Annotated in this window: 22 protein-coding genes; 8 read left to right on the plus strand and 14 right to left on the minus strand. The window is 63.4% G+C overall.

Annotated features, from left to right (window positions below):
• Positions 1 to 96: 96 nt before the first annotated feature.
• The 6 genes from pstS to JQ641_RS21620 form a co-directional block, all read right to left on the minus strand.
• Complete coding sequence (pstS, locus tag JQ641_RS21595; RefSeq protein ID WP_211997952.1) at positions 97 to 1,107, minus strand: phosphate ABC transporter substrate-binding protein PstS; 1,011 nt, start codon at positions 1,105 to 1,107, stop codon at positions 97 to 99.
• A gap of 143 nt (positions 1,108 to 1,250) precedes the next feature.
• A complete protein-coding gene (locus JQ641_RS21600) occupies positions 1,251 to 2,555 on the minus strand; it encodes an ATP-binding protein (RefSeq protein ID WP_211997953.1) in 1,305 nt (434 codons plus the stop codon).
• A gap of 43 nt (positions 2,556 to 2,598) precedes the next feature.
• The gene (locus JQ641_RS21605) at positions 2,599 to 3,654 is read right to left on the minus strand and encodes a lysylphosphatidylglycerol synthase domain-containing protein (protein WP_211997954.1); all 1,056 of its coding nucleotides are present in this window, start codon (positions 3,652 to 3,654) and stop codon (positions 2,599 to 2,601) included.
• A 257-nt stretch (positions 3,655 to 3,911) separates the two neighbouring features.
• On the minus strand, positions 3,912 to 4,406 hold the full coding sequence (locus JQ641_RS21610; RefSeq protein WP_249150585.1) for a DinB family protein: 495 nt from the start codon (positions 4,404 to 4,406) through the stop codon (positions 3,912 to 3,914).
• Between the two features lie 33 nt (positions 4,407 to 4,439).
• Positions 4,440 to 4,736: a hypothetical protein gene (locus JQ641_RS21615; protein ID WP_211997956.1), complete on the minus strand. Its 297-nt coding sequence runs from the start codon at positions 4,734 to 4,736 to the stop codon at positions 4,440 to 4,442.
• Between the two features lie 2 nt (positions 4,737 to 4,738).
• A complete protein-coding gene (locus JQ641_RS21620; protein WP_211997957.1) occupies positions 4,739 to 6,133 on the minus strand; it encodes an OmpA family protein in 1,395 nt (464 codons plus the stop codon).
• Positions 6,134 to 6,297: 164 nt separating this feature from the next.
• Here JQ641_RS21620 and JQ641_RS21625 point away from each other — a divergent pair, with 164 nt between their 5' ends.
• Both JQ641_RS21625 and JQ641_RS21630 read left to right on the plus strand, forming a co-directional pair.
• Positions 6,298 to 7,356 carry a polysaccharide deacetylase family protein gene (locus JQ641_RS21625; protein ID WP_211997958.1) on the plus strand — a complete coding sequence of 353 codons (1,059 nt, stop codon included), beginning with the start codon at positions 6,298 to 6,300 and terminating at the stop codon, positions 7,354 to 7,356.
• Positions 7,357 to 7,586: 230 nt separating this feature from the next.
• Positions 7,587 to 8,387, plus strand: a complete 801-nt coding sequence (locus JQ641_RS21630; protein ID WP_211997959.1) for an SDR family NAD(P)-dependent oxidoreductase — start codon at positions 7,587 to 7,589, stop codon at positions 8,385 to 8,387.
• A gap of 201 nt (positions 8,388 to 8,588) precedes the next feature.
• Here the strand turns inward: JQ641_RS21630 and boxB are convergent, their stop codons facing one another.
• The 5 genes from boxB to JQ641_RS21655 all read right to left on the minus strand — a co-directional run bounded on the left by boxB (position 8,589) and on the right by JQ641_RS21655 (position 14,903).
• Entirely contained in the window at positions 8,589 to 10,025 is a 1,437-nt protein-coding gene (boxB, locus tag JQ641_RS21635; protein ID WP_192735721.1) for a benzoyl-CoA 2,3-epoxidase subunit BoxB, read from the minus strand.
• Positions 10,026 to 10,183: 158 nt separating this feature from the next.
• Positions 10,184 to 11,872 carry a 2,3-epoxybenzoyl-CoA dihydrolase gene (gene boxC / locus JQ641_RS21640; protein ID WP_211997960.1) on the minus strand — a complete coding sequence of 563 codons (1,689 nt, stop codon included), beginning with the start codon at positions 11,870 to 11,872 and terminating at the stop codon, positions 10,184 to 10,186.
• Positions 11,873 to 11,970: 98 nt separating this feature from the next.
• A complete protein-coding gene (locus JQ641_RS21645) occupies positions 11,971 to 12,372 on the minus strand; it encodes a DUF309 domain-containing protein (protein WP_349628598.1) in 402 nt (133 codons plus the stop codon).
• Between the two features lie 57 nt (positions 12,373 to 12,429).
• Positions 12,430 to 13,242, minus strand: a complete 813-nt coding sequence (locus tag JQ641_RS21650) for an alpha/beta fold hydrolase (RefSeq protein ID WP_211997961.1) — start codon at positions 13,240 to 13,242, stop codon at positions 12,430 to 12,432.
• A gap of 119 nt (positions 13,243 to 13,361) precedes the next feature.
• Entirely contained in the window at positions 13,362 to 14,903 is a 1,542-nt protein-coding gene (locus tag JQ641_RS21655) for a benzoate-CoA ligase family protein (RefSeq protein ID WP_249150587.1), read from the minus strand.
• A gap of 137 nt (positions 14,904 to 15,040) precedes the next feature.
• Between JQ641_RS21655 and JQ641_RS21660 the strand changes: the two genes are divergently transcribed.
• The 4 genes from JQ641_RS21660 to JQ641_RS21675 all read left to right on the plus strand — a co-directional run bounded on the left by JQ641_RS21660 (position 15,041) and on the right by JQ641_RS21675 (position 17,306).
• Positions 15,041 to 15,937, plus strand: a complete 897-nt coding sequence (locus JQ641_RS21660) for a helix-turn-helix transcriptional regulator (protein WP_211997962.1) — start codon at positions 15,041 to 15,043, stop codon at positions 15,935 to 15,937.
• A gap of 50 nt (positions 15,938 to 15,987) precedes the next feature.
• Positions 15,988 to 16,524: a phosphotransferase-like protein gene (locus JQ641_RS21665; protein ID WP_211997963.1), complete on the plus strand. Its 537-nt coding sequence runs from the start codon at positions 15,988 to 15,990 to the stop codon at positions 16,522 to 16,524.
• A 169-nt stretch (positions 16,525 to 16,693) separates the two neighbouring features.
• Complete coding sequence (locus tag JQ641_RS21670) at positions 16,694 to 17,053, plus strand: PilZ domain-containing protein (protein ID WP_211997964.1); 360 nt, start codon at positions 16,694 to 16,696, stop codon at positions 17,051 to 17,053.
• A 34-nt stretch (positions 17,054 to 17,087) separates the two neighbouring features.
• The gene (locus JQ641_RS21675) at positions 17,088 to 17,306 is read left to right on the plus strand and encodes a hypothetical protein (RefSeq protein ID WP_211997965.1); all 219 of its coding nucleotides are present in this window, start codon (positions 17,088 to 17,090) and stop codon (positions 17,304 to 17,306) included.
• Positions 17,307 to 17,313: 7 nt separating this feature from the next.
• Here the strand turns inward: JQ641_RS21675 and JQ641_RS21680 are convergent, their stop codons facing one another.
• Together JQ641_RS21680 and JQ641_RS21685 are read right to left on the minus strand one after the other, a co-directional pair.
• A complete protein-coding gene (locus JQ641_RS21680) occupies positions 17,314 to 17,676 on the minus strand; it encodes a hypothetical protein (protein WP_211997966.1) in 363 nt (120 codons plus the stop codon).
• 191 nt (positions 17,677 to 17,867) lie between these two features.
• Positions 17,868 to 18,653, minus strand: a complete 786-nt coding sequence (locus JQ641_RS21685) for an IclR family transcriptional regulator domain-containing protein (RefSeq protein ID WP_211997967.1) — start codon at positions 18,651 to 18,653, stop codon at positions 17,868 to 17,870.
• Between the two features lie 117 nt (positions 18,654 to 18,770).
• Here JQ641_RS21685 and JQ641_RS21690 point away from each other — a divergent pair, with 117 nt between their 5' ends.
• Together JQ641_RS21690 and JQ641_RS21695 are read left to right on the plus strand one after the other, a co-directional pair.
• A complete protein-coding gene (locus tag JQ641_RS21690) occupies positions 18,771 to 20,129 on the plus strand; it encodes an aromatic ring-hydroxylating dioxygenase subunit alpha (protein ID WP_211997968.1) in 1,359 nt (452 codons plus the stop codon).
• A 106-nt stretch (positions 20,130 to 20,235) separates the two neighbouring features.
• Positions 20,236 to 21,672 carry a glutamine synthetase family protein gene (locus JQ641_RS21695; protein ID WP_211997969.1) on the plus strand — a complete coding sequence of 479 codons (1,437 nt, stop codon included), beginning with the start codon at positions 20,236 to 20,238 and terminating at the stop codon, positions 21,670 to 21,672.
• A 149-nt stretch (positions 21,673 to 21,821) separates the two neighbouring features.
• Here JQ641_RS21695 and JQ641_RS21700 read toward each other — a convergent pair whose 3' ends face one another.
• A complete protein-coding gene (locus JQ641_RS21700) occupies positions 21,822 to 23,285 on the minus strand; it encodes a GH1 family beta-glucosidase (protein ID WP_211997970.1) in 1,464 nt (487 codons plus the stop codon).

Below are 23,285 nucleotides of genomic sequence, written 5' to 3' on the forward strand. Positions count from 1 at the left end.
GGAAAGACCCAACCCGGAGAGACCGGGTTGGGTAGAGTGGAAGCACGCTCCCGCTGTTCGCCGGGCCGGAACGCGGCCCAGATCTTTGTTCTCGGCTCAGCTCTTGATCTCGGCGGTCCAGGTCTTTTCGATCATCTTGACCACCGAGTCCGGCATCGGAATGTAGTCGAGGTCTTCAGCCATCTTGTCGCCCTTTGCGAAGGCCCAGGTGAAGAACTTGATGGCTTCCTTGGCAGCCGCCTTGTCGGTGGCGTCCTTGTGCATCAGGATGAAGGTCGCGCCGGTGATCGGCCATGAAGCTTCGCCGGCCTGGTCGGTGAGGATCACGTAGTAGTTCTTGGCGCCGGCCCAGTCGGCATTGGCTGCTGCGGCCTGGAATGCCCCAATGGTGGGCTGCACGGTCTTGCCCGCCTTGTTGATCACTCCGGCATGGGTGAGCTTGTTCTGCTTGGCGTAGGCGTATTCGACATAACCGATCGAGTTCTTGGTCTGGCCGACATTGCCTGCCACACCTTCGTTGCCCTTGGCGCCAACGCCTGTCGGCCATTCAACCGCCGTACCGGCCCCTACCTTGGTCTTCCACTCGGCATTGGTTTTCGAGAGGTAGTCGGTCCAGAGGAAGGTGGTGCCCGAACCGTCGGAGCGGCGGACCACGGTGATGGCGTCGGTCGGCAGCTTCAGCTTCGGATTGAGCTTGGCAATCGCGGGATCGTCCCACTTCTTGACCTTGCCGAGATAGATGTCGCCCAGCAATTCGCCGGTGAATACCAGTTCGCCCGGCTTGATGCCTTCGAGGTTGACGACCGGCACCAGGGCGCCCATCGCCTGCGGCCACTGGATCATGCCTTCCTTGTCGAGCTGCTCCGACTTGAGCGGCATGTCGCTGGCGCCGAAGGTCACGGTCTTCGCGATGATCTGCTTGATACCGGCGCCGGAACCGATCGACTGGTAGTTCAGACCGTTGCCGGTCTCTTTCTTGTAGGAATCGGCCCACTTGGAATAGAGCGGGAACGGGAAGGTGGCGCCCGCGCCGGTGATATCGGCGGCGAACGCCGAGGTCGAGGCGGCGACGAGGCCTGCCGCGACGATTGTCTTGATGAAATTCATGGCTGGTCTCCATCTGGTGAGCGAAGCGCCTGTTAACGCCCGATCGCGCTCACGCCGCATCCGTTTAGGTGCGGTCAATAGAGCTTTTACGAAGGTTCGATGACAGTTGGATGACAGTCTCAAGCGATTGAAATCGCTGGAGTTTAAGTCGCCACCGGGAGTTTCGGCTGGGGAAAACAGGCGGTAAAAGTGGCCCCGTTTTTGGGCACGCTTTCGATCAAAAGCCGGCCGCGATGGCGGTTAACAATATGTTTCACCAAGGATAAACCGAGCCCGGTTCCACCCTGCGCCCGGCTGTCGCCGACATCGACCCGGTAGAACCGCTCGGTGAGCCGCGGCAGGTGTTCCGGGGCAATTCCGGGCCCGAAATCGCGCACCAGCACGCGGACCTCAGGCGCGCCGTCGGCGGAAGCCGCCTGCACCAGCGAGACGATGACCTTGCCGCCGGAGGCGCCATATTTGAGCGCGTTCTCGATCAGATTTTCGAACAGCCGCAGCAGCTCCTCGCGATCGCCCGCGATCGTCACCGGCAGCTCAGGCAGATCGATCTCGATCTTGACCTGGCGTTCATGCGCCAGCGGCTCCAGCCCGTCGGCGACCTGGCGGATGATCGGCACGATGTCGACCGAGGTGTCGGGCCGAACATGCGCCGACAATTCGACCCGCGACAGCGACAGCAAATCGTCGATCAGCCGCGCCATCCGCGTCGCCTGCGCGTGCATGATGCCGAGAAAGCGCTCGCGCGCCTTGACGTCATCCTTGGCCGGCCCTTGCAGCGTATCGATGAAGCCGGACAAAGCGGCGAGCGGCGTGCGCAGTTCGTGGCTGGCATTGGCGACGAAATCGGCGCGCATCTCCTCGACCCGGCGCAGCGGCGTCTGGTCGTGGAACGTCATCAGCATGCACTTGTCGGTGCCGCCGAACAGCGTCGGCACCGGCACCGGCGTGATGATCAGCTCCATCCAGCGATCGACCGGCACATGGTCGAGATAGGTCGCGCGGCGCGGTTCGGTGGTCGCGATCGCCTCGCGCAGGGCGGTGATGATTTCGGGCGAGCGAAGCGCGAACTGGGCAAGCTCGTTCTTGCGCAGCGCAGGCGCCAGCTGGGCTGCCGCCGCATTGAGATGGAGCACGCGGCCGGCGCGGTCGAGCAGCACGGCCGGATCGGGCATGCCGGCCACGACGGCGCTGACGGCGGCGGCTTCGACTGGATTGACGCCGCGAACGTCTTCGCGCGAGGTGACCGCATCATGCAGCCGCCATGGCACCAAAGCTGCGGCGGCAATGCAGATAAAGGCGGCAATTGCGCGCGCCACCCCGAGTTCGCCGGTGGCGACGAAGACCGACAGAGCGAGGCCCGCGACCAGCAGGATAATGGCCGAATGCCGTAACCGGTCGGACCATGGGGCAAAATAGGAGGAGGAAGCGGAGGAATCGTCTATCGCCATCGTTGGCTTTGTTCCCTCTGTCTTTTGCGTCTTTTACGCGTTTTCAGGCGCCGGTGTCTCCACGCTCGCGCACATAGACGGCCTCACGTCTCGGCTCGGCGTCGGAGCCAGGCGCCAACTGGCGCAGGCGCTTCGACCGCGCACCCAGGATAACCTCCCGAAGCGTCAGCAAGATTACAGATATGACAAAAGGCGCAATATAATAGAGGACCCGGAACAGCAGCATCCCGGCCAGCAGGTCCTCCCGGTCCATCTGCCAGAGCCCGACCAGCATGGCCGCGTCGAACACGCCGAGACCACCGGGCGAGTGGCTGGCAAAGCCGAGCAACGTCGCCGAGACGAAGATGACCGCGACGACGACGAAGCCAACGTTTGGTTCATCGGGGGTCAGCACATACATCGCCAGCGCGCAGAACCCGAGGTCGATGATGCCGATACCGATCTGCAGCAGTGTCAGCGGCCCGCCCGGCAGCGTCACGGTCCACGGCCCACGACCGACGCTGCGGGGCTGGCTCCAGACCCAGACCACATAGCCGACGAGGCCGGCGATGATCGCAAACGCCAGGGCACGGTTGAGCCAGGCCGGCAACTGATCGATCGAGGCCGCGGCTTCCGGGTGATAGGCGATGCCGAGGCCAAGCACCGCGGCATTGCCGAGCCAGAAGGTGAGCCCGGCCAGGAAGCAGATCTTGGCGACGTCGATCGCGTTCAGCCCCCAGGCCGAATAGATCCGGTAGCGCACCGCGCCGCCGGTGAAGACGCTGGCGCCGACATTGTGGCCGATTGAATAGGAGGTGAAGGCGGCAAGCGCGGTGATGCGGTAGGGGACGTGGGTGTGGCCGATCGCCCGCACCGCAAACAGATCGTAGAAGGTCAGCGTGAAGTAACCCGCCGCCACGAACAGCGCCGCCAGCACGATCTGGCGTGGTTCCGTGCTCTTGATGGCCTCGATCACCTCGTTGGTGTCGATGCCCCGCAGCATATGATAGAGCACGTAGCACGCGGTTCCGATGACCGCGATACTGATCACAACCCCGAGCTTATGCAGGACCTGCTTCTGGCGCAGAAACGAAACCGCCCTGCGTATTGCTTCCAGCATCTAGACCTCGAATTGCGATCCCGCGACGACGGCAACGGTGCGAATTCCGCCGACGCTCCGCTGCTCCCTGGGGACTCCAGTAGCGCGTTTTGGGCCGGAGTGGAATTCGTCTAACGACAATAAAACGCGGTTCTTCAACCTATTAGGCGGATTTGATGACAGTGGATGCACAGTTTTGCTGCATTCTGCGCGCCCAAGGCGGCGTCCGCAACTGGGGCGATCCCGGGTAACTGTCGCATAGAATCGGCCGCGGCACGTCATACGGCACCGAGTTTGCCGGAAAGTCGCTGGTAGAATAGCAGGTCGAGTTCCGGCGCCTGGCCGACCAAACCGGTTAACAGCGCATGAAGCTGGCCGCGATGGTGGGTCTGGTGGTTGAACCAGTGGGCCAGCGCGGAAGCCAGGGGCTGCTCGAATAGTTCCGGTGTCGAGACCCGGCGGTATCTGATCGAACCGGCCATCCGGGCCTCGTCCAGCCCATCCACGAAACCGACAATGCGGCCGTCTTCTGCCTCGCGCGCGGGGCGAAGTTCGGCAAAACTCTCGAACAGGATGGCGTCCACCTTGGCTGGCGCCTCACCTGTGCCGGTGAAACGCTGCATCCAGATGCGGTCGGTCGCCAGCAAATGGTTCAGGGTGCCGTGGACGGATTTGAAGAAGGCGCCGCGATCGGCGTGATATTGTTCACGGCTCAGCCGCGCCGCCGCGTCGTAAAGCCGAGTGTTGGCCCAGGCGTTGTAGCGACCGAACATCCGATAATGGGCGGATAGAAGCATCGGAATGTGTCAGGCCGCCGGCGCGCTGCGGGAGACCACCCAGTCCCGCAGCCACGATCCCGCCGCGCAGCCGCAAAGATAGAGTGCGAACATGATCAGTCCGAGGTCGAGCCAGTAGCCAAACCGGCCTGGGATCAGCCGCGAAGCCGCGGCCGCGACCAGGACGACCGCCAGCGCCGCCAGCCACCGCTTCCATTTTTTCGATACGCCCTCGCCGTGCTGAACGATGGAAATCCAGCCCATGGCGAGGCCAAGGAGCAGTGAGCCCAACAGCCAGCCCCAGAAGAACGACGCCAGAAAGGCCATCCTTACCTCACCACGAAATCGATACGGCGGTTCTGCGCCTTGCCCTGGTCGGTGTCATTACCGGCGATCGGCTGGGTGCTGCCAAGGCCGGTCGACGTGAAACGGTTCGCGGGCAGTCCTGCCTTGACCAGATAATCGGTGACCGCCTGGGCGCGCTTCTCCGAGAGCGCCTGATTGGCACCTTCCTCGCCGTCGGAATCGGTATGTCCGACGACCTCGATATTGGCGTTCGGGCAGCGCAATGCGGTCTCGATCAGCCGATCCAGCAGCCCGGCGGAGTCAGCCACGATGTCGGCCTTCCCGGATTCGAACCGGATCCTGGCCTTGCCGAGCAGATCGGTAAACAGCTGCTGGCAGACCGTGGGGTCGACCGGCGCCGCGGTCGGTTTGACCGAGATTTCAGGCTTGAATTGCCACCCCTGCGGAAACTCCTTGCCAAGGCCGGCACGGATCTGGGTCGCGGCCGCCTCGTAAAGCGCATCGCCTGACAGTTTGACCTCGCGGTCGCTGACCACGAGCGTCCCGGTCGACAGCCGCGACAGCGCGCCGAGCGCCGGCACGACGGCCGCGGCAAATCCACTGGGCGCACCGACGCTCGCCTTCAGGTTGTCGACGACTTTCTCGCTGAAGAACTTGCGGCCCGCCGCCGCCACCAGCGCGGCATGGGCGTTGTTGTCGGGCACATAGCCGGTCAGCGTCAGCGTCACCGCAACCGGGTCCTTGTAGGCCTGGAAGATGTAGGGCGGCGCCTTGACGTCGTTGGCCGCGACCGAATAGCCCTCGGGCAGATTCTTCAGCGCGGCGGCGATGGCTTCGCGGCCGCCAAGTTCACGCGCCATCCCTGACAGCGTGACCTTGTTGTCCGACAGCGTGATCTTTCCGTCCTTCAGCTTTGCAATCTGGTCGAGCAACAGCAGCGCGGCAGCGTCGAAGCGCTGCGGCGCGCCGCGCGCCAGGTTCATCCGGTCGGAGACTTCGACGCCACCGAGCATCGCGCGCGCGGCTTCCATCAGCTTGCTTTTGCTCGAAGGCAGCGGCGAACTGCCGCCCAGCGTCACCCGGACGACGTCGCGTTCAGCGGACCACACGAACGGCTTGGCTTCGGGAACAAGGCGGGTTTCGTCGTTGACCAGCCGCACGCCCGGCACCGCTTCCACCGACGCAACCGCGCTCAGCCGGCCCTCTTCCGAGAAGGCTTCGGCTGCAAACGTCACGTCGCGGCCCGCAACCACTATTCGCCTTTTGTCGAGGACGGTATCTTTCAGCGCTGTGGTAGAACGCTGCGCCAGGTCGGCTTCCAGCGGCACGGTGCTTGTCCAGGCGGCGAAACCCCAAAGGATGACGAGCGGAATCACACCCGGCCACCATTTGCCACTCCACCTGAAAAGTCCGTGCATTCGAGTTCCTAAGGGTCCGGAAACAGAGAGAAAACAAACCCTTGCGGGGCTGTCAAACCCGAAATAGCAGAGAAGCGTCGGGGTGCAGATATTTGCCCAGCTAACCGTTTCTTCAACGGTCTGCCGCTAAGTTAGAAACATAATGAAACAGGCGGCAAGTCCTGATGAAAATGCTCCGCAACACCGTTATCCGCGCCGGATTGGAAGCGCTTTACTTCTCGGGTGCGCATTATCTGCTGCGACCAATCTTCGCAGGTGTCGGCGCAATTTTCATGCTGCACCATGTGCGCCCGCGCCGTGACGCGGAATTCCAGCCCAATTATCATCTCGAGGTCGAACCCGAATTCCTGCGCGCGGTGCTGGCGCATCTGCGGTCCCTCAACGTCGACCTGGTCACCATGGACGAGGCGCATGCGCGGCTTTCCCAAGGCAATTTCGCGCGGCGCTTCGCCTGCTTCACCTTTGACGACGGTTATCGCGACAACCGCGATTTCGCGTTGCCCGTGATGCGTGAATTCGACGCACCCATGACGGTCTACGTCACCAGCGATTTCGCCGAAGGCACCGGCCGGCTGTGGTGGGTTGCAATGGAGCTGGCGCTCGCCAAGGCATCCTCGATCGAGGTGCCGATCGGCGGCGTGGTTACCCGTCTCGATGCCTCGACGCCGGCGGCCAAGCAGGTCGCCTTCGACCGGCTGCACGAGTGGCTGCGCAGCCTGCCGGGCGAGATCGACGTGCAACGCGAAATCTCCGCACTATGCACGCGCTATGACGTGGACGAGACGAAGATCGCCCGCGACCTCTGCATGTCCTGGGACGAGTTGAAGGCGTTTGCCGACGAACCGCTGGTGACCATCGGCGCGCATACCATCACGCATTGCAATCTGGCGAAGCAGACCGAGGCGACCGCCAGTTTCGAAATCGCCACCAGCCGGATGCGGATCGAGGCGGCGCTGCAACGCCCGGTGCTGCATCTTGCCTATCCCTACGGCGACAAGATCGCCGCCGGCCAGCGGGAGTTCACACTCGCCAAGGCGGCCGGCTTCAAGACCGCGGTGACGACCCGGCCGGGCATGATCTTCCCGGAAAGCGCTGGCCATTTGACCGCGCTGCAGCGGGTCTCGCTCAACGGCAATTACCAGGACGAGCGCATCATCCCGGTGCTGACCTCCGGCGCCGCCACCGCGATGTGGAACGGCTTCCGGCGCATCGACGCGGTGTAGTTACCTCACCGTTGTCGTCCCTGCGAACGCAGGGACCCATAACCACCGGCGGCAATTGTCTTGCACGCAGGTAGTTATCTTCCTTTTTTCAGCAACCAAGGCCGCGGAGTATGGGTCCCCCGATGCGCAATTGCGCATCTGAGCGTTCGCAGGGACGACGGCGATCATGTTTCCTTGACTCGCCCTCCCCTCGCGCTCAAAACCGCTGGCAAGAGCAAAAGGAGGAACGCATGTTCAAGGATCTGTTTTCGCTAAAGGGCCGCGTCGCGCTGGTGACGGGTGGATCGCGCGGGATCGGCAAGATGATCGCGGCCGGGTTTCTCGCGCAGGGAGCTGCGAAGGTCTACATCACCGCGCGCAAGGCCGGTCCCTGCGAAGCGACCGCAAAAGAGCTCACTGCGGCCTATGACGGCGAGTGCATCGCGCTGCCGATCGACATTTCGACGGTCGAAGGCTGCGACAGGCTGGCCGCCGAGATGATCAAGCTCGAGCCGAAGCTCGACATCCTCGTCAACAATGCCGGCGCCGCCTGGGGCGCGGAGTTCGACGAGTTTCCGGAGAGCGGCTGGGACAAGGTCATGGACCTCAACGTCAAGTCGCTGTTCTTCCTGACCAAGGCGCTGGCGAAACCGCTGCGCGCGGCGGCCTCGCACGAACGGCCGGCCAAGGTCATCAACATCGCCTCGGTCGACGGCATCTTCGTCAACCCGACGGAGACCTATTCCTACGCCGCGAGCAAGGCCGCGGTGATCCATCTGACGCGGCGCATGGCGACCAAACTGGTCAAGGACAATATCAACGTCACCGCGATCGCGCCGGGCGCCTTCAAGTCGGACATGAACAAGGCCGCGCGCGATCACTCGGATGATGTCGCAAAACGCATTCCGGCGAAGCGGATCGGCACCGATGAGGATATGGCCGGGATTGCGATCTATCTCGCCTCGCGCGCCGGCGATTATGTCGTCGGCAACACCATCGCGGTCGACGGCGGCGTGGTGTATGCGAATGCGGGACTGGAGATCGCGGGGTAGGAGCGGCGCTAAGGCGTCACCGGTGGTCCGCTCCCTCGCCCCGCTCTTGCGGGGTCGAGACGAGCGAAGCTCGCTCTTAGAGGGTTGGGGTGAGGGGCTCTATCCACGAGTTCAGAGCGGAGTGAGACCGGTACCCCCTCACCCGCCGCGCAAGAGCGCGGCGACCTCTCCCCGCAAGCGGGGAGAGGTTAAGCAAGCGCCTCACGTCTCGATTTTCACGTATTCGAAATCGCCGGGCTTGTTGTCGATGCCGACTTTCGGCGGCGAGATCCAGGAGGCGTAGGTGCCGGCTTCGGTAACCGGGGTCATCAGCGAGGCGATGAAGTCGCCATCGTCCGATGACGGCAGCCAATCGTTCTTGCGCGCGTTCCAGGTGGCGGTGTCGATCAGCACACCCTCCGGGGTCGCGTTGATGTCCTTGAACTCGCCGATATGGCGGTGGAAGGCGACGTCGGGCAGCGTCAGCTTGTACTGGTAGCCGGCGAGCGAGATGATCTTGTTCCAGCGCAGCATGCCCTTGGCGCAATCCTGCGTGTAGTCGTCGCGCAGGCGCATGTTGAGCGCGGTCAGCGCCGGCTCGTCGACGCGCTTGATCACGCCGTCGACCAGCTTCAGCACCGGATAGGTCGCGTTCTTCAGCTGATGGTCGTCGTCGATCTGGGTTTCCTTGTAGCGGCCCTTGATGCCGGCGTTGAAGGCGTTCGCGGCGTTGGTGGAGACTTCCGAGCCGAACAGATCCAGCGACAGCGAGTAATGCAAATGCAATTTCTTCTGGATGGTCGGCAGATCGATCACGCCGAGCGCGCGGACTTTTGCGATATCGGTGGGATCGGTGATGCCGGCCGCCTTCATCGCCTCGCAGGTGCGCTGCACGACGCGGCTGATGCCGGTCTCGCCGACGAACATGTGATGCGCCTCTTCGGTCAGCATGAAGCGGCAGGTGCGCGACAAGGGATCGAAGCCGGACTGCGCCAGCGAGTGCAGCTGCATCTTGCCGTCGCGGTCGGTGAAGTAGGTGAACATGAAGAATGACAGCCAGTCGGGTGTCGCCTCGTTGAAGGCGCCGAGCATGCGTGGGCTATCCGCGTCGCCGGAGCGGCGGCGCAACAAATCATCGGCCTCTTCGCGGCCGTCGCGGCCGAAATACTTCTGCAGCAGATAGACCATCGCCCAGAGATGGCGGCCCTCTTCGACATTGACCTGGAACAAATTGCGCAGGTCGTACAGCGAGGGCGCGGTCTTGCCGAGATGGCGCTGCTGTTCGACCGAGGCCGGCTCGGTGTCGCCCTGGATCACGATCAGGCGGCGCAGCGTGGCGCGGTGTTCGCCCGGGACTTCCTGCCAGGCCGGCTTACCGAAGTTCTCGCCGAACGGAATGACGCGATTTTCCTCCTGGGGAGCAAGGAGAATGCCCCAGCGATATTCCGGCATCTTGACGTAATCGAACTTGGCCCAGCCGCGCGGATCGACCGAATAGGCGGTGCGCAGGTAGACCAAGGATTGCTGGAAGCCTTCCGGCCCCATGTCGCTCCACCAATCCATGTAGCCGGGATGCCAGCCTTCGAGCGCCTTGAGCACCTGGCGATCTTCACTGAGATTCACGTTGTTAGGAATCTTGGTTGAGTAGTCGACGTTCATGAAGTTCATGGCGTGCTCCTTGCTCGCTCTCGTGTCCCGGACGCGGTGCGACGCGAAGCGGTGCGCCGCAGAGCCGGGACCATTTCAGTAACGGTCCGTGTGGGTCCCGGTTCTGCAGCGCGTCACAAGCGTGCCGCGCAGCGCCCGGGACACGAAATCTAAACCCGCGTCATATCGAACTGCGCCTTCTGGCCGGTGCCGTAGCGGCGCAGGGCGCCGTCTTCGCCGACGGCGTTGGGACGCTGGAAGATCCAGTTCTGCCAAGCGGTGAGGCGCGAGAAGATCTTCGATTCCATGGTCTCGGGTCCGACGAAGCGCAGATTCGCTTCCATGCCGGTGAGGCCGTCGGGCGAGAAGGAGGTGCGCTCCTCCAGGAACACCCGCACCTCGTCGTCCCAGTCGATATCGTCGAGCGCGAAGGTGACGAGGCCGAGCTCTTCGGCAGCCTCCGCATCGAGCGTGGTGCCGATAGTCGCCTCGGCGCGCTCGAGATCCGACGGATCGGCCTGGAAGCGCGACTGCAGCCGCGTAAGACCATGGCTCATCGGATACGGCCCGAAATTCATCGCGGTCAGTTCGATGGTCGGCGGGGCGCGGTTGTCGCCCTGCTTCTGGCCGATCAGCATGTAGGAGCGGTCGGCGGCGAACACGAGTTCAGCCAGCGTGCCGACGAAGCAGGAGCCGGGCTCGACCAGCGTCACCAGCGTGCGCGAGGTGACGTCGATGCGCTTGAGCACCCGCTTCCAGTATTGCCTGATCTCGTTGACCAGCCAATGCGCCTTGTTGGCCTCGAGGAACGCGTCGCAGGCGACGACGCCTGCGCGATCGCCATGCGACTTGAACAGCAGCATCGCGGTCTCGAGCTCGTTGATGCGCAGGTGCAGGATCGCGTCATCGAGTTCGCGCGCGACCTGCAGCGGCCAGAACGATGCGCCCTGCGCGATCAGGCCGTCGATATCAGCGGGCGGGGCTTCTTCCGGCGCCTTGATCGAGATGGTGGCGATGCGCTGCGCGCGGTCGATATCGACGCTGACAAAGCCGTAGCGGATGCCGGTCTCGTTGATGGTGCGCTGGAGCGGCGTCAGCGCGAGACCCTTGCCGTTGCCGTTGCGCTTCGAAGCTGCGGCGAATTCCTTGGCGCGGTCCGCGACCTTGGCCTCCAGCTTGCTGTTCGGCACGATCTCGTCGACCAGGCGCCATTGCACGGCGCGCTTGCCCTTGATGCCTTCCTCGATGGTGCAGAAATAGTCGGCGTGATCGCGGCGCACCTTGCGCTTGTCGACCACGCGGGTGAGGCCGCCGGTGCCCGGCAGCACGGCGAGCAGCGGCACTTCCGGCAGCGACACCGCCGCCGAGCCGTCGTCGGCGAGCATGATGTGATCGGTCGCCAGCGCCAGCTCATAGCCGCCGCCGGCCGCGGTGCCGTTGACGACGCTGATGAAGCGCTGCCCGGAATTCTCGGAAGAGTCTTCCAGACCGTTGCGGGTCTCGTTGGTGAATTTGCAGAAATTGACTTTGTGGGCGTGGGTGGCGCCCGCCAGCATGCGGATATTGGCGCCGGCGCAGAACACGCGGTTCTTGCCCGAGCGCATCACCACGACTTTTACTCCCGGATGCTCGAAGCGCAGCCTTTGCACGGCGTCGGCGAGTTCGATGTCGACGCCGAGATCGTAGGAATTGAGTTTTAACTGATAGCCCTCGAACAGGCCGGCATTCTCGTCGACATCCATGGTCAGCGTCGCGACGTCACCATCGACATCGATCTTCCAATGCCGGTAGCGCGACGGATCAGTCTGGAAATCGATGTATTTTGCACCGCCTGCGAGGACGCGATCTTCGCCAGCCATTGGGCCACCCTGACGCTTTTGTTTGCCTTACCTGACATGCACAATAGTGCATGTTTTTGATCAAGTCTAGTCTAAAACGTCGAAACATGCATTTTGTTTCATGTTCGGCTAACAGAGCCAAAGGCCACCCAATCGACCTTGGCAAGCTGTGGCCGCCCCAGTTTGGCCTTGACGAGTTCGGCCAGGGCAAAAACCGGAAAACCGTCGGCGAACCCGTCGCCGCCGGCGTTGCGCAGGCCGAGCGCCTTGAGTTCGCCGAGCGCTTCCCCTAGCAACCTTGCTGCGGCGTGCGGCTTTTGCATGCGCAGGCGCAAATTCGCGGTCGCGATCTGAATGCAGGCGCGCAGCAGGATTCGCTCGCGGCCGCCTTGTGGTGCGGCGGCCCACACCGCTTCAAGGATCTCCTGCGACTCCCAGAAATAGCCGTGGTCGTTGAGCCGCAGAGCGTAACGCAGCGCCGGATGACGTGCCGGCACATGGCCGCCGAACCGCGACGGCACCAATGCCGTGACCTGCGCCAGCGTTTCGTAGTCCCAAACAGTGCACCGAAAAATAGCTTACGCGGCCCGTCCCTGCGAGCCGTCAACACGCAACACCGCGTTTGCGAATTCCTGGACCGCATCCAGCGTCGCCCCCGGCGCCTCCCGATGCGGCTGGTGTCCCGCCCCCGGAATCACCGTCACATCGACGGGACAGTAGCACTCTTCCTGGGCGATCTCGATCTGGCGCATTGTCCCATACTCGTCATCGCGACCCTGCAGGATCGCGACGGGCACGCGGATATAGGCGAGGTATTCGGAAATATCCCAGTTGCGAAAGGCCGGATCGAGCCAGGCGCCGTTCCAGCCATGGAAGGCGTTGTCGACATCCTTGTGCCAGCGCGCCAGCTTTGCCTTCAGGTCCGAGGTCTCATAGGCGGTCTTGATTTTCGCGATAGACGCCACCGAGATGTCCTCGACGATGAAATGCGGCGCGATCATCACGACGCCTTCGACGCGGTGATCCTGATGCGCACCCGTATAGATCGCCGCGATCGAGGCGCCGTCGGAATGGCCGACGAGCAGCCCGCGGCGGAAGCCGATTTGATTGAGCAGCTTTGGCAGCACGTCGAGTGCTTCGCTGTGCATGTAGTCGACGGCGCGCGGCAGTTTCGCCGGTGTGGAAGCGCCATAGCCCGCGCGCGAATAGGCGAACACGCCGGCGCCGGTGGCGGCCTGAAGCTTGTCAGGGAAATCGCCCCACAAGCCGGCCGAGCCGAGGCCTTCATGCAGCATCACGATGGTCGGCGCGTCCTGAGGTGACGGACCGATCATGCGGTATTCGAGATTGGCGGCGCCGATGGTGAGGAAGCCGGTGGGGGAGAGGGTCATGTCTATTGTACCTGCGAATTGAATCTCTCGTTCGTCATGCCCGGGCTTGTCCCGGGCATCCACGTCCTTGGAAGCGGCAAGCAAGACGTGGATGGCCGGGTCAAGCCCGGCCATGACGGCTAGTGTTCCCGCAGCTTGAACCGCTGGATTTTTCCCGTCGCCGTCTTCGGCAAACTGTCCACCACATCGATCCAGCGCGGATATTTCCACGGCCCGATCTTCTGCTTGACGTGCTCCTTCAGCGCATCATGCAGGCCGTCGGTTTTGGTTTCGGCGCGCAGCACGACGAAAGCTTTTGGCTTCAGCAGGCCTTCCGGATCGGCCTCGGGCACCACGGCGGCTTCCAGCACTGCGGGATGGGTGATCAGCGCGCTCTCGACTTCGAACGGCGACACCCAGATGCCGGAGACCTTGAACATGTCGTCGCTGCGGCCGCAGAACGTGTAGCGGCCGTCGGCGTCGCGGATGTACTTGTCGCCGGTGCGGGTCCAGTGGCCTTCAAACGTTTGCCGGCTCTTGCTGCGCTGGTTCCAGTAGCCTTCGCCGGCCGAGGGCGCATCGACCAGCAATTCGCCGACCTCGCCATCGGGCACGTCGGCGCCCGCTTCATTGACCAGCCGCACGCGGTAGCCCGGCACGGGACGGCCGGACGAGCCGTATTTGATGTCGCCGGGCGCGTTGGACAGAAAGATGTGCAAGAGCTCGGTGGAGCCGACGCCGTCGAGAATGTCGACGCCGAACCGCGCCTTCCAGGCATTGCCGACCGATTCTGGCAGCGCTTCGCCCGCCGAGGTGCAGACGCGAAGCCGTTGGCCGGCGCCCGCGTCCTTCAGCGTCTCGTCGTTGAGCATCGCCGCGAACAATGTCGGCACGCCGAAGAAGATGCTGGGGTTGTATTTGTTCATCAGCGCGAACATCGCCGCCGGCGTCGGACGATCGGAATTCAGCACCGTTGATGCGCCGACCGACATCGGAAAGGTCAGCGCGTTGCCGAGGCCGTAGGCAAAAAACAGCTTTGCCGCCGAGAGGCCGATATCGTCCTCGCGAATGCCGAGCACTTGTTTGGCGTAGGTTTCCGCAGTGGCGGCGAGATTGGAATGCAGGTGGCGAACGCCCTTGGGCATGCCGGTGGAGCCCGACGAATAGAGCCAGAAGGCGGGCTCATCGGGATGCGTCGCCGCGGTCGCAAAGCTGTCGCTCTCGCGCGCGAGTTCGTCGGCAAGCTTCTTGTGGCCGCGCGCCTCCTTGCCGGACACGATCACATGCTCGAGGTCCGGCATCCGCCCGACGATGTCTTTGACGACGGGATAGAGCGCTTCGGACACGAACAGCACCCGCGCGCGGCAATCCGCCAGCACGTAGGCATATTGATCCGCCGTCAGCAGCGTGTTGAGCGGCACCGGCACGATGCCGGCGCGGATCGCGCCGAGGAACACGCAAGGAAAATCCACCGTGTCGAGCATGATCATCGCGACGCGCTCTTCGCGGCGGACGCCAAACCGGCGCAGCATGTTGGCGACGCGGCAGCTCTGGCGTTGCAGGTCGCCATAGGTGAGTTCGGAGACCGTATCGGTGAAGGCGAGCTTGGCGCCGCGGCCCTCGTCGACATTGCGATCAAGCAGCCAGGTCACCGCATTGTAGGAACCGGACGTGCCGCTCAAGACGCTTCTCCCAGATTTTAAGAATTATAATTCATATAAAGACCACCGGGCGCGCTTGCTGTCAATCCTCATCGGCATTATGTTTCCGAAACGCGCTGATTTGCAGCCAGGGCGAGCTAAGGGGCTACCCAAGGGAAATGTCCGAAACCAGCGATCCCGAAACCGGCTTTCTTGAGCAGCTCGGCCAGCGCGTGCGCACCATGCGGGCGCTGCGCGGCATGTCGCGAAAAGTGCTCGCGAAGGTCTCCGGCATTTCCGAACGCTATATCGCCCAGCTCGAAAGCGGCAAGGGCAACGTCTCGATCGTGCTGCTGCGTCGGGTGTCGAACGCGATGGGCGCGCATCTGGAAGATCTCATTCCCTCCACCGAACCTGTGCCCGACTGGGCTGTCATCCGCGACCTCGTGCGCAAGGCGACATCCGCGCAGATCGCGCAGGCCAAGGACGTGCTCGCGGGCGGCAGTACGTCGGCGCATCGCAAGATGTCGTTCTCGGGCATCGCGCTGATCGGGCTGCGCGGCGCCGGCAAATCGACGCTCGGCAAAATGCTGGCGAAGAAGATCGGCTGGAGCTTTGTCGAACTCAACAAGGAGATCGAGGCGCAGAACGGATTGTCCGTCGCCGAGATCATCGCGCTCTACGGCCAGGAAGGCTTTCGGCGCATGGAGCAGGCCGCGCTCGGGCAATTGCTGGCGCGCAAGGAGCTGATGGTGCTCGCAACCGGCGGCGGCATCGTCTCCGAACCGCTGACGTTCGACCTGATCCTGTCGTCGTTCTACACGATCTGGCTGAAGGCGAAGCCCGAAGAACACATGGCGCGCGTGCGCGGCCAGGGCGACCTGCGGCCGATGGCGGATGATCGTTCCGCGATGGCCGAACTGCGCACCATTCTGGTCAGCCGCGAGCCGCTCTACGCCCGCGCGTCGGCCGTGGTGGATACCGCGGGGCTGAACGTCAACGACGCCGCGTCGCGGCTGGTCGATGCGGTCGCGCCGGTGCTGCACGATGAAGCGCGGATGTTCGCGCGGGGCTGAGCGGGCGCCGGGGCCTCGCCCGCATCCGTCAATTGCGATAAGCAATACGCATGAAACTGCTGCTCCTCCACGGCGCACCCGCCGCCGGCAAATTGACGGTCGCAAAGGCGTTGCTGGCGCGGGTGCCGGGACGGCTCATGGACAATCACGCGTCGATCGACCTGGCGCGGACCATCTTCGAGTTCGACGCTCCCGGTTTCTGGGAGCTCGTTCACGACGTGAGATACGCAGCCATCGACGCCGCCGCGCGGCACGGCGTTGAGCTCCTAGTCACGACCCTATGCTACGTCGACCCGGATGACCGCGCGCAACTCGAGGCATTCGAAGCGATCATGCAGCGGAACGGCGGCGACGTGCTGCCGGTGTTCCTGCACTGCTCGCGTGAGGAGGCTGCGCGCAGGGTCGGCAATCCAGACCGGGTCGACCGGCGCAAGATGAGTTCGGCAGAACGCCTGCTCAGCTATCTTGATCGCTATCAATTTTCGCCGGTGCCGCGACCCGACTGCCTCACTCTGGATACAGAGGAGAAACCGGCGGACGCGACGGCGCGAGAAATCATCGGCCATTTTGGGCTTAACGCAGGGTAGCGCCGTGGTGGATAGCGCGGGGCTCAGCGCCGACGACGCGGCGTCGCGTCCGGCTCGCGAAAAGAACGCCACCATTAACCACGGCCGCGGTTAACCACCGCAACGGTTCCTTGCGGAAACACACCCTTTAATAGTGTTACCAAAGCGTTAAACGCAGGGAATACAGATCATGTCCGAGCGCCGCAAACTACCGAGAAACCGCGTCTATTACGGCGGAAGGGTCGCGTTCAACGCCCGCTCTTCGACGCTCGCCTGCGTCGTGCGCAACTTCAGCCCGTTCGGGGCCAGGATCGAGTTTGAAAGTTCCGCCCTCGTGCCCGACGAGGTTGATTTCGAAATCGAACGCAAGGGAATCTCCTGCCTGGCGCGCCTGGTCTGGCGCGATCAATTCGCCGCCGGTCTGGTGTTTTCAGGTGCAAGCGAAACGGGAGGCGTCGTCGAGCTGAACTGGGCGCGCAAGCTGCGCGCCAGCGAACGGGCGAACCGGCAACTGCGGTCGCGCCTCGATCAGCTGCGATCCGAACACTGATGCGATCACGGAAACTGGCGCAGGATGAGATCGCATGAGTACCCTTGAAGACGACGCTTCCATCCGCATCGCCGCGAAGATGCCGAGGAGCCGGCCGCGCCCGCTTCGCGCGATACTGGCGGTGTTGACGGCGCAGTACACGATCGTCGCGATCGTCGTCAGCCTGTCGGTTGCGGGCACGCTTCGCTATCTGGTGACACCGCAGATCGTCGCCAAGTTCGAAATGATCGCCGCCGCGCTCAAGCGGATTTAGTATCCCGTCAGATATCGGCAATCCGGCAGACTTCTTCGTGAAACACGAGGTAGCGCTTCGGCGCGATCAGATGCGGCGTGTTCTCGCGCCACCATGCGGCGGCTTCGGGACTTGCTTTGGCGAGAATGCCGACGGCGGGCGCCGCCGCCACCGCATAGCCGGCGACGCGCTCGGCGCGTCCGCGGAGAATGGCTGCCCATTGCGCCGGCCACGACTGCGGTATGGACAGGACGCCGAAGGCCAGCATTTTGCGGTGCGCCGCATAGCGGATGACCGGCAGGTCGAGCCCGACCCATTTCTGGCGCACCCATAGCGGCGCCTCGCCGGGAGGGACGGCGACGATACGGACAGCCCAGTCGGGGTTTTTCATTACGTTTCTCACGGCATCTGCATCGACTTCGTGCAGGCCGGAGGGGATCGCGTTCATGGCAAGGGGCAGAAAAATTCCAGGTTTGCGGCCGTAGGGTGGGCAAAGCGAAGCGTGCCCACCAAATTCTATGTCGCGCAAAAGAGGGTGGGCACGGCGCGAAGAGCGCCTTTGCCCACCCTACGCAGCAATGCTTACAACAGCATCGACTTGACCGACGCCGCGCCCTCTTTCAGCAGCGGCAGAAAACGCTCGACCATCTCGTTCGTCGAAACGCGGTCGACATGCGCGCCCATGTTGATGGCGCCGACGATCACGCCGTCGTAACGGCGCACCGGCACCGAGATCGAACGGAAATGCGGCTCGGCCTCGCGATCGGCCAGCGAATAGCCCTGTTCGCGATCGCCGCGCACGCAAGCGAGCAATCGTTTTGGATCGGTCACCGTGTGCGGTGTCATCGGCTCGCGCCGCATGGCGGCGAGCCGCGCGGCGAGATCGTCATCACCAAACTGGCCGAGCATGACGCGGCCGACCGAGGTGCAGAACGCCGGCAGGCGGTAGCCGATGTCGAGGCCGGCGGAGAACACCCGCGTCGGACTGCCGCGCGCGATGAACACGACCTCGTCGCCATCGAGCACCGCCAGCGAGCTTATTTCCTGAGCGGCCAGCGCGATCCGGTCGAGCACCGGTTGCAGCACCGTCACCACCTGGCTCGATTGCAGATAGGAGGCGGCCAAAGTCAGCACGCGCGGCGTCAGCGTAAACAGCTTGCCGTCCGACGTGACGAAGCCGCCATGCTCGAGCGTGAACAGGATGCGGCGGGCGGTGGCGCGCGGCAGATCGGCGGCGCGCGCCAGATCGCTCAAGGTCGCGGGGCCCCCGATCGTGCCGAACATCTGGAGCAGGCGGACGCCGCGGTCGAGGCTCTCGACGAAATCGGTGGCGCGCTCGTCGCCTTCGGCGCGTTTCAGCTTTGGCATTGGCCCTTCCGATTGGAAGCGTTCAAAATTGTGCTTGCCGTCCTCTCCAGTCATGGCATAATTCGCCCATTCGTTCAATAGGCGAACAAACTGCCTCCGACGAAAGGGCTGACCGCCATGATGAGCCAGGAAGCGAACGACCTGATCACCCGCACCGGGCCAAAAGATCCCTGCGGGAAATTGATGCGGATGTACTGGCAGCCGGCCGCATTGGTCGACGAACTGCAGGGGCCGCGGCCGGTCAAAGCCGTCAAGCTGCTCGGCGAAAACCTCGTGCTGTTCCGCGGCGAGAACGGCAGCTACGGCCTGATCGACCGCCATTGCGCCCATCGCGGCGCCGATCTCGCGTTCGGGCGGCTTGAGAATGGCGGCCTGCGCTGCGCGTTCCATGGCTGGCTGTTCGACACATCGGGCCAGTGCATCGAGACGCCGGCGGAGCCGAAGGGCTCGAACTTGTGCAAGGGCATCAAGCAGCGCTCCTATCCCGTGGTCGAGAAGAGCGGCATCCTCTGGGCTTACCTCGGCGAGGGCGAGCCGCCGGCATTTCCGGAGATCGACTGCTTCATCGCACCCGACAGCCATACGTTTGCGTTCAAGGGCCACATCAATTGCAACTGGCTGCAGGCGCTCGAAGTCGGCATCGATCCGGCGCACGCCTCCTTCCTGCATCGCTTCTTCGAGGATGAGGATACGTCCGCCAGTTACGGCAAGCAGTTCCGCGGCGCGTCCGCCGGATCAGACATGCCGATGACGAAAATCCTGCGCGAATACGACAACCCGATCATCAATGTCGAGCACACCGAATACGGCCTGCGGCTGATCGCGCTGCGCGAGATCGACGAGGAGCGCACCCATGTGCGCGTCACCAACCAGCTGTTCCCGCACGGCTTCGTCATTCCCATGAGCCAGGAGATGACGATCACGCAGTGGCATGTGCCTGTCGATGACGAGAATTGCTACTGGTACGCGATCTTCACTTCCTACACGACGCCGGTCGACAAGAAGAAGATGCGCGACCAGCGCCTCGAACTCTATGAGCTGCCCGACTACAAATCGCGCAAGAACAAGTCGAACGATTACGGCTTCGATCCGCACGAACAGGCAACCGAGACCTATACCGGCATGGGCGCCGACATCAACGTGCACGACCAGTGGGCGGTGGAATCGATGGGCGCGATCCAGGATCGCACCAACGAACATCTCGGCACCTCAGACAAGGCGATCGTGCAATATCGCCGCCTGCTGCGGCAGGAGATTGAAAAGGTCTCCGGCGGCGAGAAGCCGTTCATGTTCCTCGACGCGTCCCGTGCGCGGAGCATCCAGGGGCCGGCCACCATGGACGGCATCGGGCCGACGAGGGGCTGGGAAATCTACTGGATGGAAGTCGACGTCAAACGCCGCCGCGGCGCGCCATGGGCGGCGCCCGTGCCGGGTGAGATATCCGACAAGATCCGGCATCTGACGGCGGCTGAGTGATGGTGGTTCTGCGTCATTGCGAGCGAAGCGAAGCAATCCATGCTTGTGCTTGCCGAGACATGGATTGCTTCGCTTCGCTCGCAATGACGACTGAGGAGGCCACGCGTTGAGTTTCGTGGAGCGTCACGGCCTATGGTCGGCGGAGCAGAAGGAGGCGGCTAGCCGCCTGCGCCGCATTGTCGAAGAGCAAAAACTCGAAGTCATCCGGCTCTCGTTTCCGGACCAGCACGGCATCCTGCGCGGCAAGACGCTGGTCGCGAGCGAGGCGCTGGCCTCGCTGGAGAGCGGCTGCTTCATCACCACGACCATGCTCGCCAAGGACACCTCGCACCGCACGGTGTTTCCGGTGTTCACCTCCGGCGGCGGTTTTGGCATGCGCGAGATGGAAGGTGCCGCCGACGTCTTGATGGTCGCGGATCCCACCACGTTCCGCGTGCTGCCATGGGCGCCGACGACAGGCTGGCTATTGTGCGACATCCATTTCAGCGATGGCCGCCCGGTTCCGTTCGCCACAAGGCATCTCTATCGCGGCGTGCTCGATCAGCTCGGCCAGCGCGGCTACGATTTTGTCGCGGGCCTCGAAGTCGAGTTTCACATCTTCAAGCTCGAAGACGCAAAGATGGCGCCTGAGGATGCCGGGCAGCCGGGCCAGCCGCCTTCGGTGAGCCTGCTGTCGCACGGCTATCAATATCTGACCGAGCAGCGCTACGACCAGATGGAGCCGGTGCTGGAAATCATCCGGCGCGACGTGCTGGCGCTCGGCCTGCCGCTGCGGTCGGTCGAGGTCGAGTTCGGCCCGAGCCAGTGCGAATTCACCTTTGCGCCGACGAGCGGGCTGACGCCCGCCGACAACATGGTGCTGTTTCGCAGCGCCGTAAAACAGATCGCCCGGCGCCACGGCTATCACGCCACCTTCATGTGCCGGCCCAAACTGCCGAACGTGTTCGCGTCCGGCTGGCATTTGCACCAATCGATCGTGTCGCGCACCAGCGGCGCGAACGCCTTCATGACCACCGAAGGCGGCGAGGTGCTAAGCCCGTTTGCGCGCAACTATCTCGCGGGACTGCTGGCCCACGCCCGCGCCTCTGCCGTGTTCACGACGCCGACCATCAACGGCTACAAGCGCTACCGCACGTATTCGCTGGCGCCGGATCGCGCGATCTGGGGCCGCGACAACCGCGGCGTCATGATCCGCGTGCTCGGCGGCCCCAATGATGCCGCGACGCGCCTCGAAAACCGCATCGGCGAGCCCGCCGCCAATCCCTATCTCTACATGGCCTCGCAGATTCTCTCGGGCCTCGACGGCGTCGACCGCAAGCTCGATCCCGGGCCGTCAGCCGACACGCCCTATGAGGCCAAGGCGGCGCTGCTGCCGAAGACGCTGCGCGAGGCGGTGTTCGCGCTCGACGACGATCCGTTTTTCCGTCAAGCGTTCGGAAAGGAGTTCGTCGACTATTACGTCCACATCAAGAACGCCGAGATCGAGCGGTTCCAGGCCGAGGTGTCGGACTGGGAGCATCGCGAATATTTCGAGATGTTTTGATTTTGTCGTCCCGGCCTTGAGCCGGGACCCATACGCCGCGGCGGTTATTGCTTAAAAAGGATATCTGACGCCGTCACTTTCACGGATGGGCCGCGGCGTATGGGCCCCGGCTCAAGGCCGGGGCGACGGAGAGAGGGCCACTAGCCCCCTCACACCACCGCGTTCTGCTTGATCACTTCCCGATAGAACGACGCACTCAGTTTCGCCGTACGGCGCTGGGTATTGAAGTCGACGTGATAGATGCCGAAGCGCTTCTGGTAGCCGTCCATCCATTCGAAATTGTCGATCAGGCTCCACAGGAAGTAACCGGCCACCGGGACGCCTTCCGACGTCGCGCGCTGCAGATGGAACAGATAGTTGCGCAGATACATGACGCGGTCGACGTCATAGATGTTGCCGTCCGCGGCCGGCTGATCGGTCGACGACGTCCCGTTCTCGGTGATGTAGATGGACTTCACGCCCCAGATCTTCGCCGCGTGACGCGGCGCCCAGTACAGCGCCTCCGGACCGATCCTCAGCCAGGACGCATCCATATGCGGGAACGATGCCGGAAACGGCGCCAGCGTGTAGCCGCGCGAATTGTCCGCGGCCAGCACGTAATGGTCGGGCGTGTAGACGTTCAGCCCGACGAAATCGATCGGCGACGAAATGATCCTGAGATCGTCGGCGGTGTGTTTCGGGGCGTCGGCCTGCGCCAGATAGGCGTCGGTGAATTTTCCCTCGAGGATCGCGGTCAGATAGCCAGCATTGAGCTCGCGCACCGCGATCTCGGCGGCGCGGATATTCGCCGGCGTCTCGATCGCGGGGATGCAGTTGACCATGTTCTCGGCGAGGCCGATTTTGGTTCCAGCCTTGGCGTGTGCCCGGATCGCCTGCACGGCAAGGCCGTGCCCAAGGGCGACGTGGTGACGAACCTGGTTCTGCTCGCCTTGCGACAGTTTCAAGCCCGGCGCGTCGAGGCCAAGGCCGTGGCCGAGATGAACCAGCCTCGAACATTCGTTGATCGTGAAGATATGCTTGACGCGGTCGCTCAGGCGCTCGGCGACATAGGCGGAATAATCCGCAAACGCTTTCGCGGTCTCGCGTGACATCCAGCCGCCGAAGCGGTCTTGCAGCGCTTGCGGCAGGTCCCAATGATACAGCGTGGCAAACGGCTCGATGCCGTTTGCCAGCAGCTCGTCGAGCAACCGGTTGTAGAAGTCGAGGCCCTTCGGATTGGGCGCACCTGTTCCTTCCGGGAAAACACGCGGCCACGCGATCGAGAAGCGGTAGGTCTTCGTCCCCAGCGCCTTCATCAATTGGACGTCGTCCTTGTAGCGATGATAGTGGTCGTCAGCGACGTCGCCAGTGCTGTGATCGGTAATTTTTCCGGGCGTGTGCGCAAAACGATCCCAGATCGACGGTCCTCGGCCGTCCTCGTTGACGGCGCCTTCGATCTGATAGGACGAGGTCGCGGTGCCCCATCGAAAATCAGCCGGAAAGGCCGCGCTGGGTTTCTGGCCGCTGGAGCTGCTTTGTGCATCGGCTGACTTGACCGATCCCGTCGACAGGCCAAGCGCCGCCCATCCTGCAAGCTTGCCCAGACGGCGCCGGGAAAATCTGTTCGACCACAT

This window comes from Bradyrhizobium sp. JYMT SZCCT0180 (assembly GCF_018130165.1).
Taxonomy (GTDB): domain Bacteria; phylum Pseudomonadota; class Alphaproteobacteria; order Rhizobiales; family Xanthobacteraceae; genus Bradyrhizobium.

Coding starts and splice junctions, on each gene's coding strand:
- pstS (WP_211997952.1), bottom strand. CDS start 1,107: ATGAATTTCATCAAGACAATCGTCGCGGCAGGCCTCGTCGCCGCCTCG.
- JQ641_RS21600 (WP_211997953.1), bottom strand. CDS start 2,555: ATGGCGATAGACGATTCCTCCGCTTCCTCCTCCTATTTTGCCCCATGG.
- JQ641_RS21605 (WP_211997954.1), bottom strand. CDS start 3,654: ATGCTGGAAGCAATACGCAGGGCGGTTTCGTTTCTGCGCCAGAAGCAG.
- JQ641_RS21610 (WP_249150585.1), bottom strand. CDS start 4,406: ATGTTCGGTCGCTACAACGCCTGGGCCAACACTCGGCTTTACGACGCG.
- JQ641_RS21615 (WP_211997956.1), bottom strand. CDS start 4,736: ATGGCCTTTCTGGCGTCGTTCTTCTGGGGCTGGCTGTTGGGCTCACTG.
- JQ641_RS21620 (WP_211997957.1), bottom strand. CDS start 6,133: ATGCACGGACTTTTCAGGTGGAGTGGCAAATGGTGGCCGGGTGTGATT.
- JQ641_RS21625 (WP_211997958.1), top strand. CDS start 6,298: ATGAAAATGCTCCGCAACACCGTTATCCGCGCCGGATTGGAAGCGCTT.
- JQ641_RS21630 (WP_211997959.1), top strand. CDS start 7,587: ATGTTCAAGGATCTGTTTTCGCTAAAGGGCCGCGTCGCGCTGGTGACG.
- boxB (WP_192735721.1), bottom strand. CDS start 10,025: ATGAACGTCGACTACTCAACCAAGATTCCTAACAACGTGAATCTCAGT.
- boxC (WP_211997960.1), bottom strand. CDS start 11,872: ATGGCTGGCGAAGATCGCGTCCTCGCAGGCGGTGCAAAATACATCGAT.
- JQ641_RS21650 (WP_211997961.1), bottom strand. CDS start 13,242: ATGACCCTCTCCCCCACCGGCTTCCTCACCATCGGCGCCGCCAATCTC.
- JQ641_RS21660 (WP_211997962.1), top strand. CDS start 15,041: ATGTCCGAAACCAGCGATCCCGAAACCGGCTTTCTTGAGCAGCTCGGC.
- JQ641_RS21665 (WP_211997963.1), top strand. CDS start 15,988: ATGAAACTGCTGCTCCTCCACGGCGCACCCGCCGCCGGCAAATTGACG.
- JQ641_RS21670 (WP_211997964.1), top strand. CDS start 16,694: ATGTCCGAGCGCCGCAAACTACCGAGAAACCGCGTCTATTACGGCGGA.
- JQ641_RS21675 (WP_211997965.1), top strand. CDS start 17,088: ATGAGTACCCTTGAAGACGACGCTTCCATCCGCATCGCCGCGAAGATG.
- JQ641_RS21680 (WP_211997966.1), bottom strand. CDS start 17,676: ATGAAAAACCCCGACTGGGCTGTCCGTATCGTCGCCGTCCCTCCCGGC.
- JQ641_RS21685 (WP_211997967.1), bottom strand. CDS start 18,653: ATGCCAAAGCTGAAACGCGCCGAAGGCGACGAGCGCGCCACCGATTTC.
- JQ641_RS21690 (WP_211997968.1), top strand. CDS start 18,771: ATGATGAGCCAGGAAGCGAACGACCTGATCACCCGCACCGGGCCAAAA.
- JQ641_RS21700 (WP_211997970.1), bottom strand. CDS start 23,285: ATGTGGTCGAACAGATTTTCCCGGCGCCGTCTGGGCAAGCTTGCAGGA.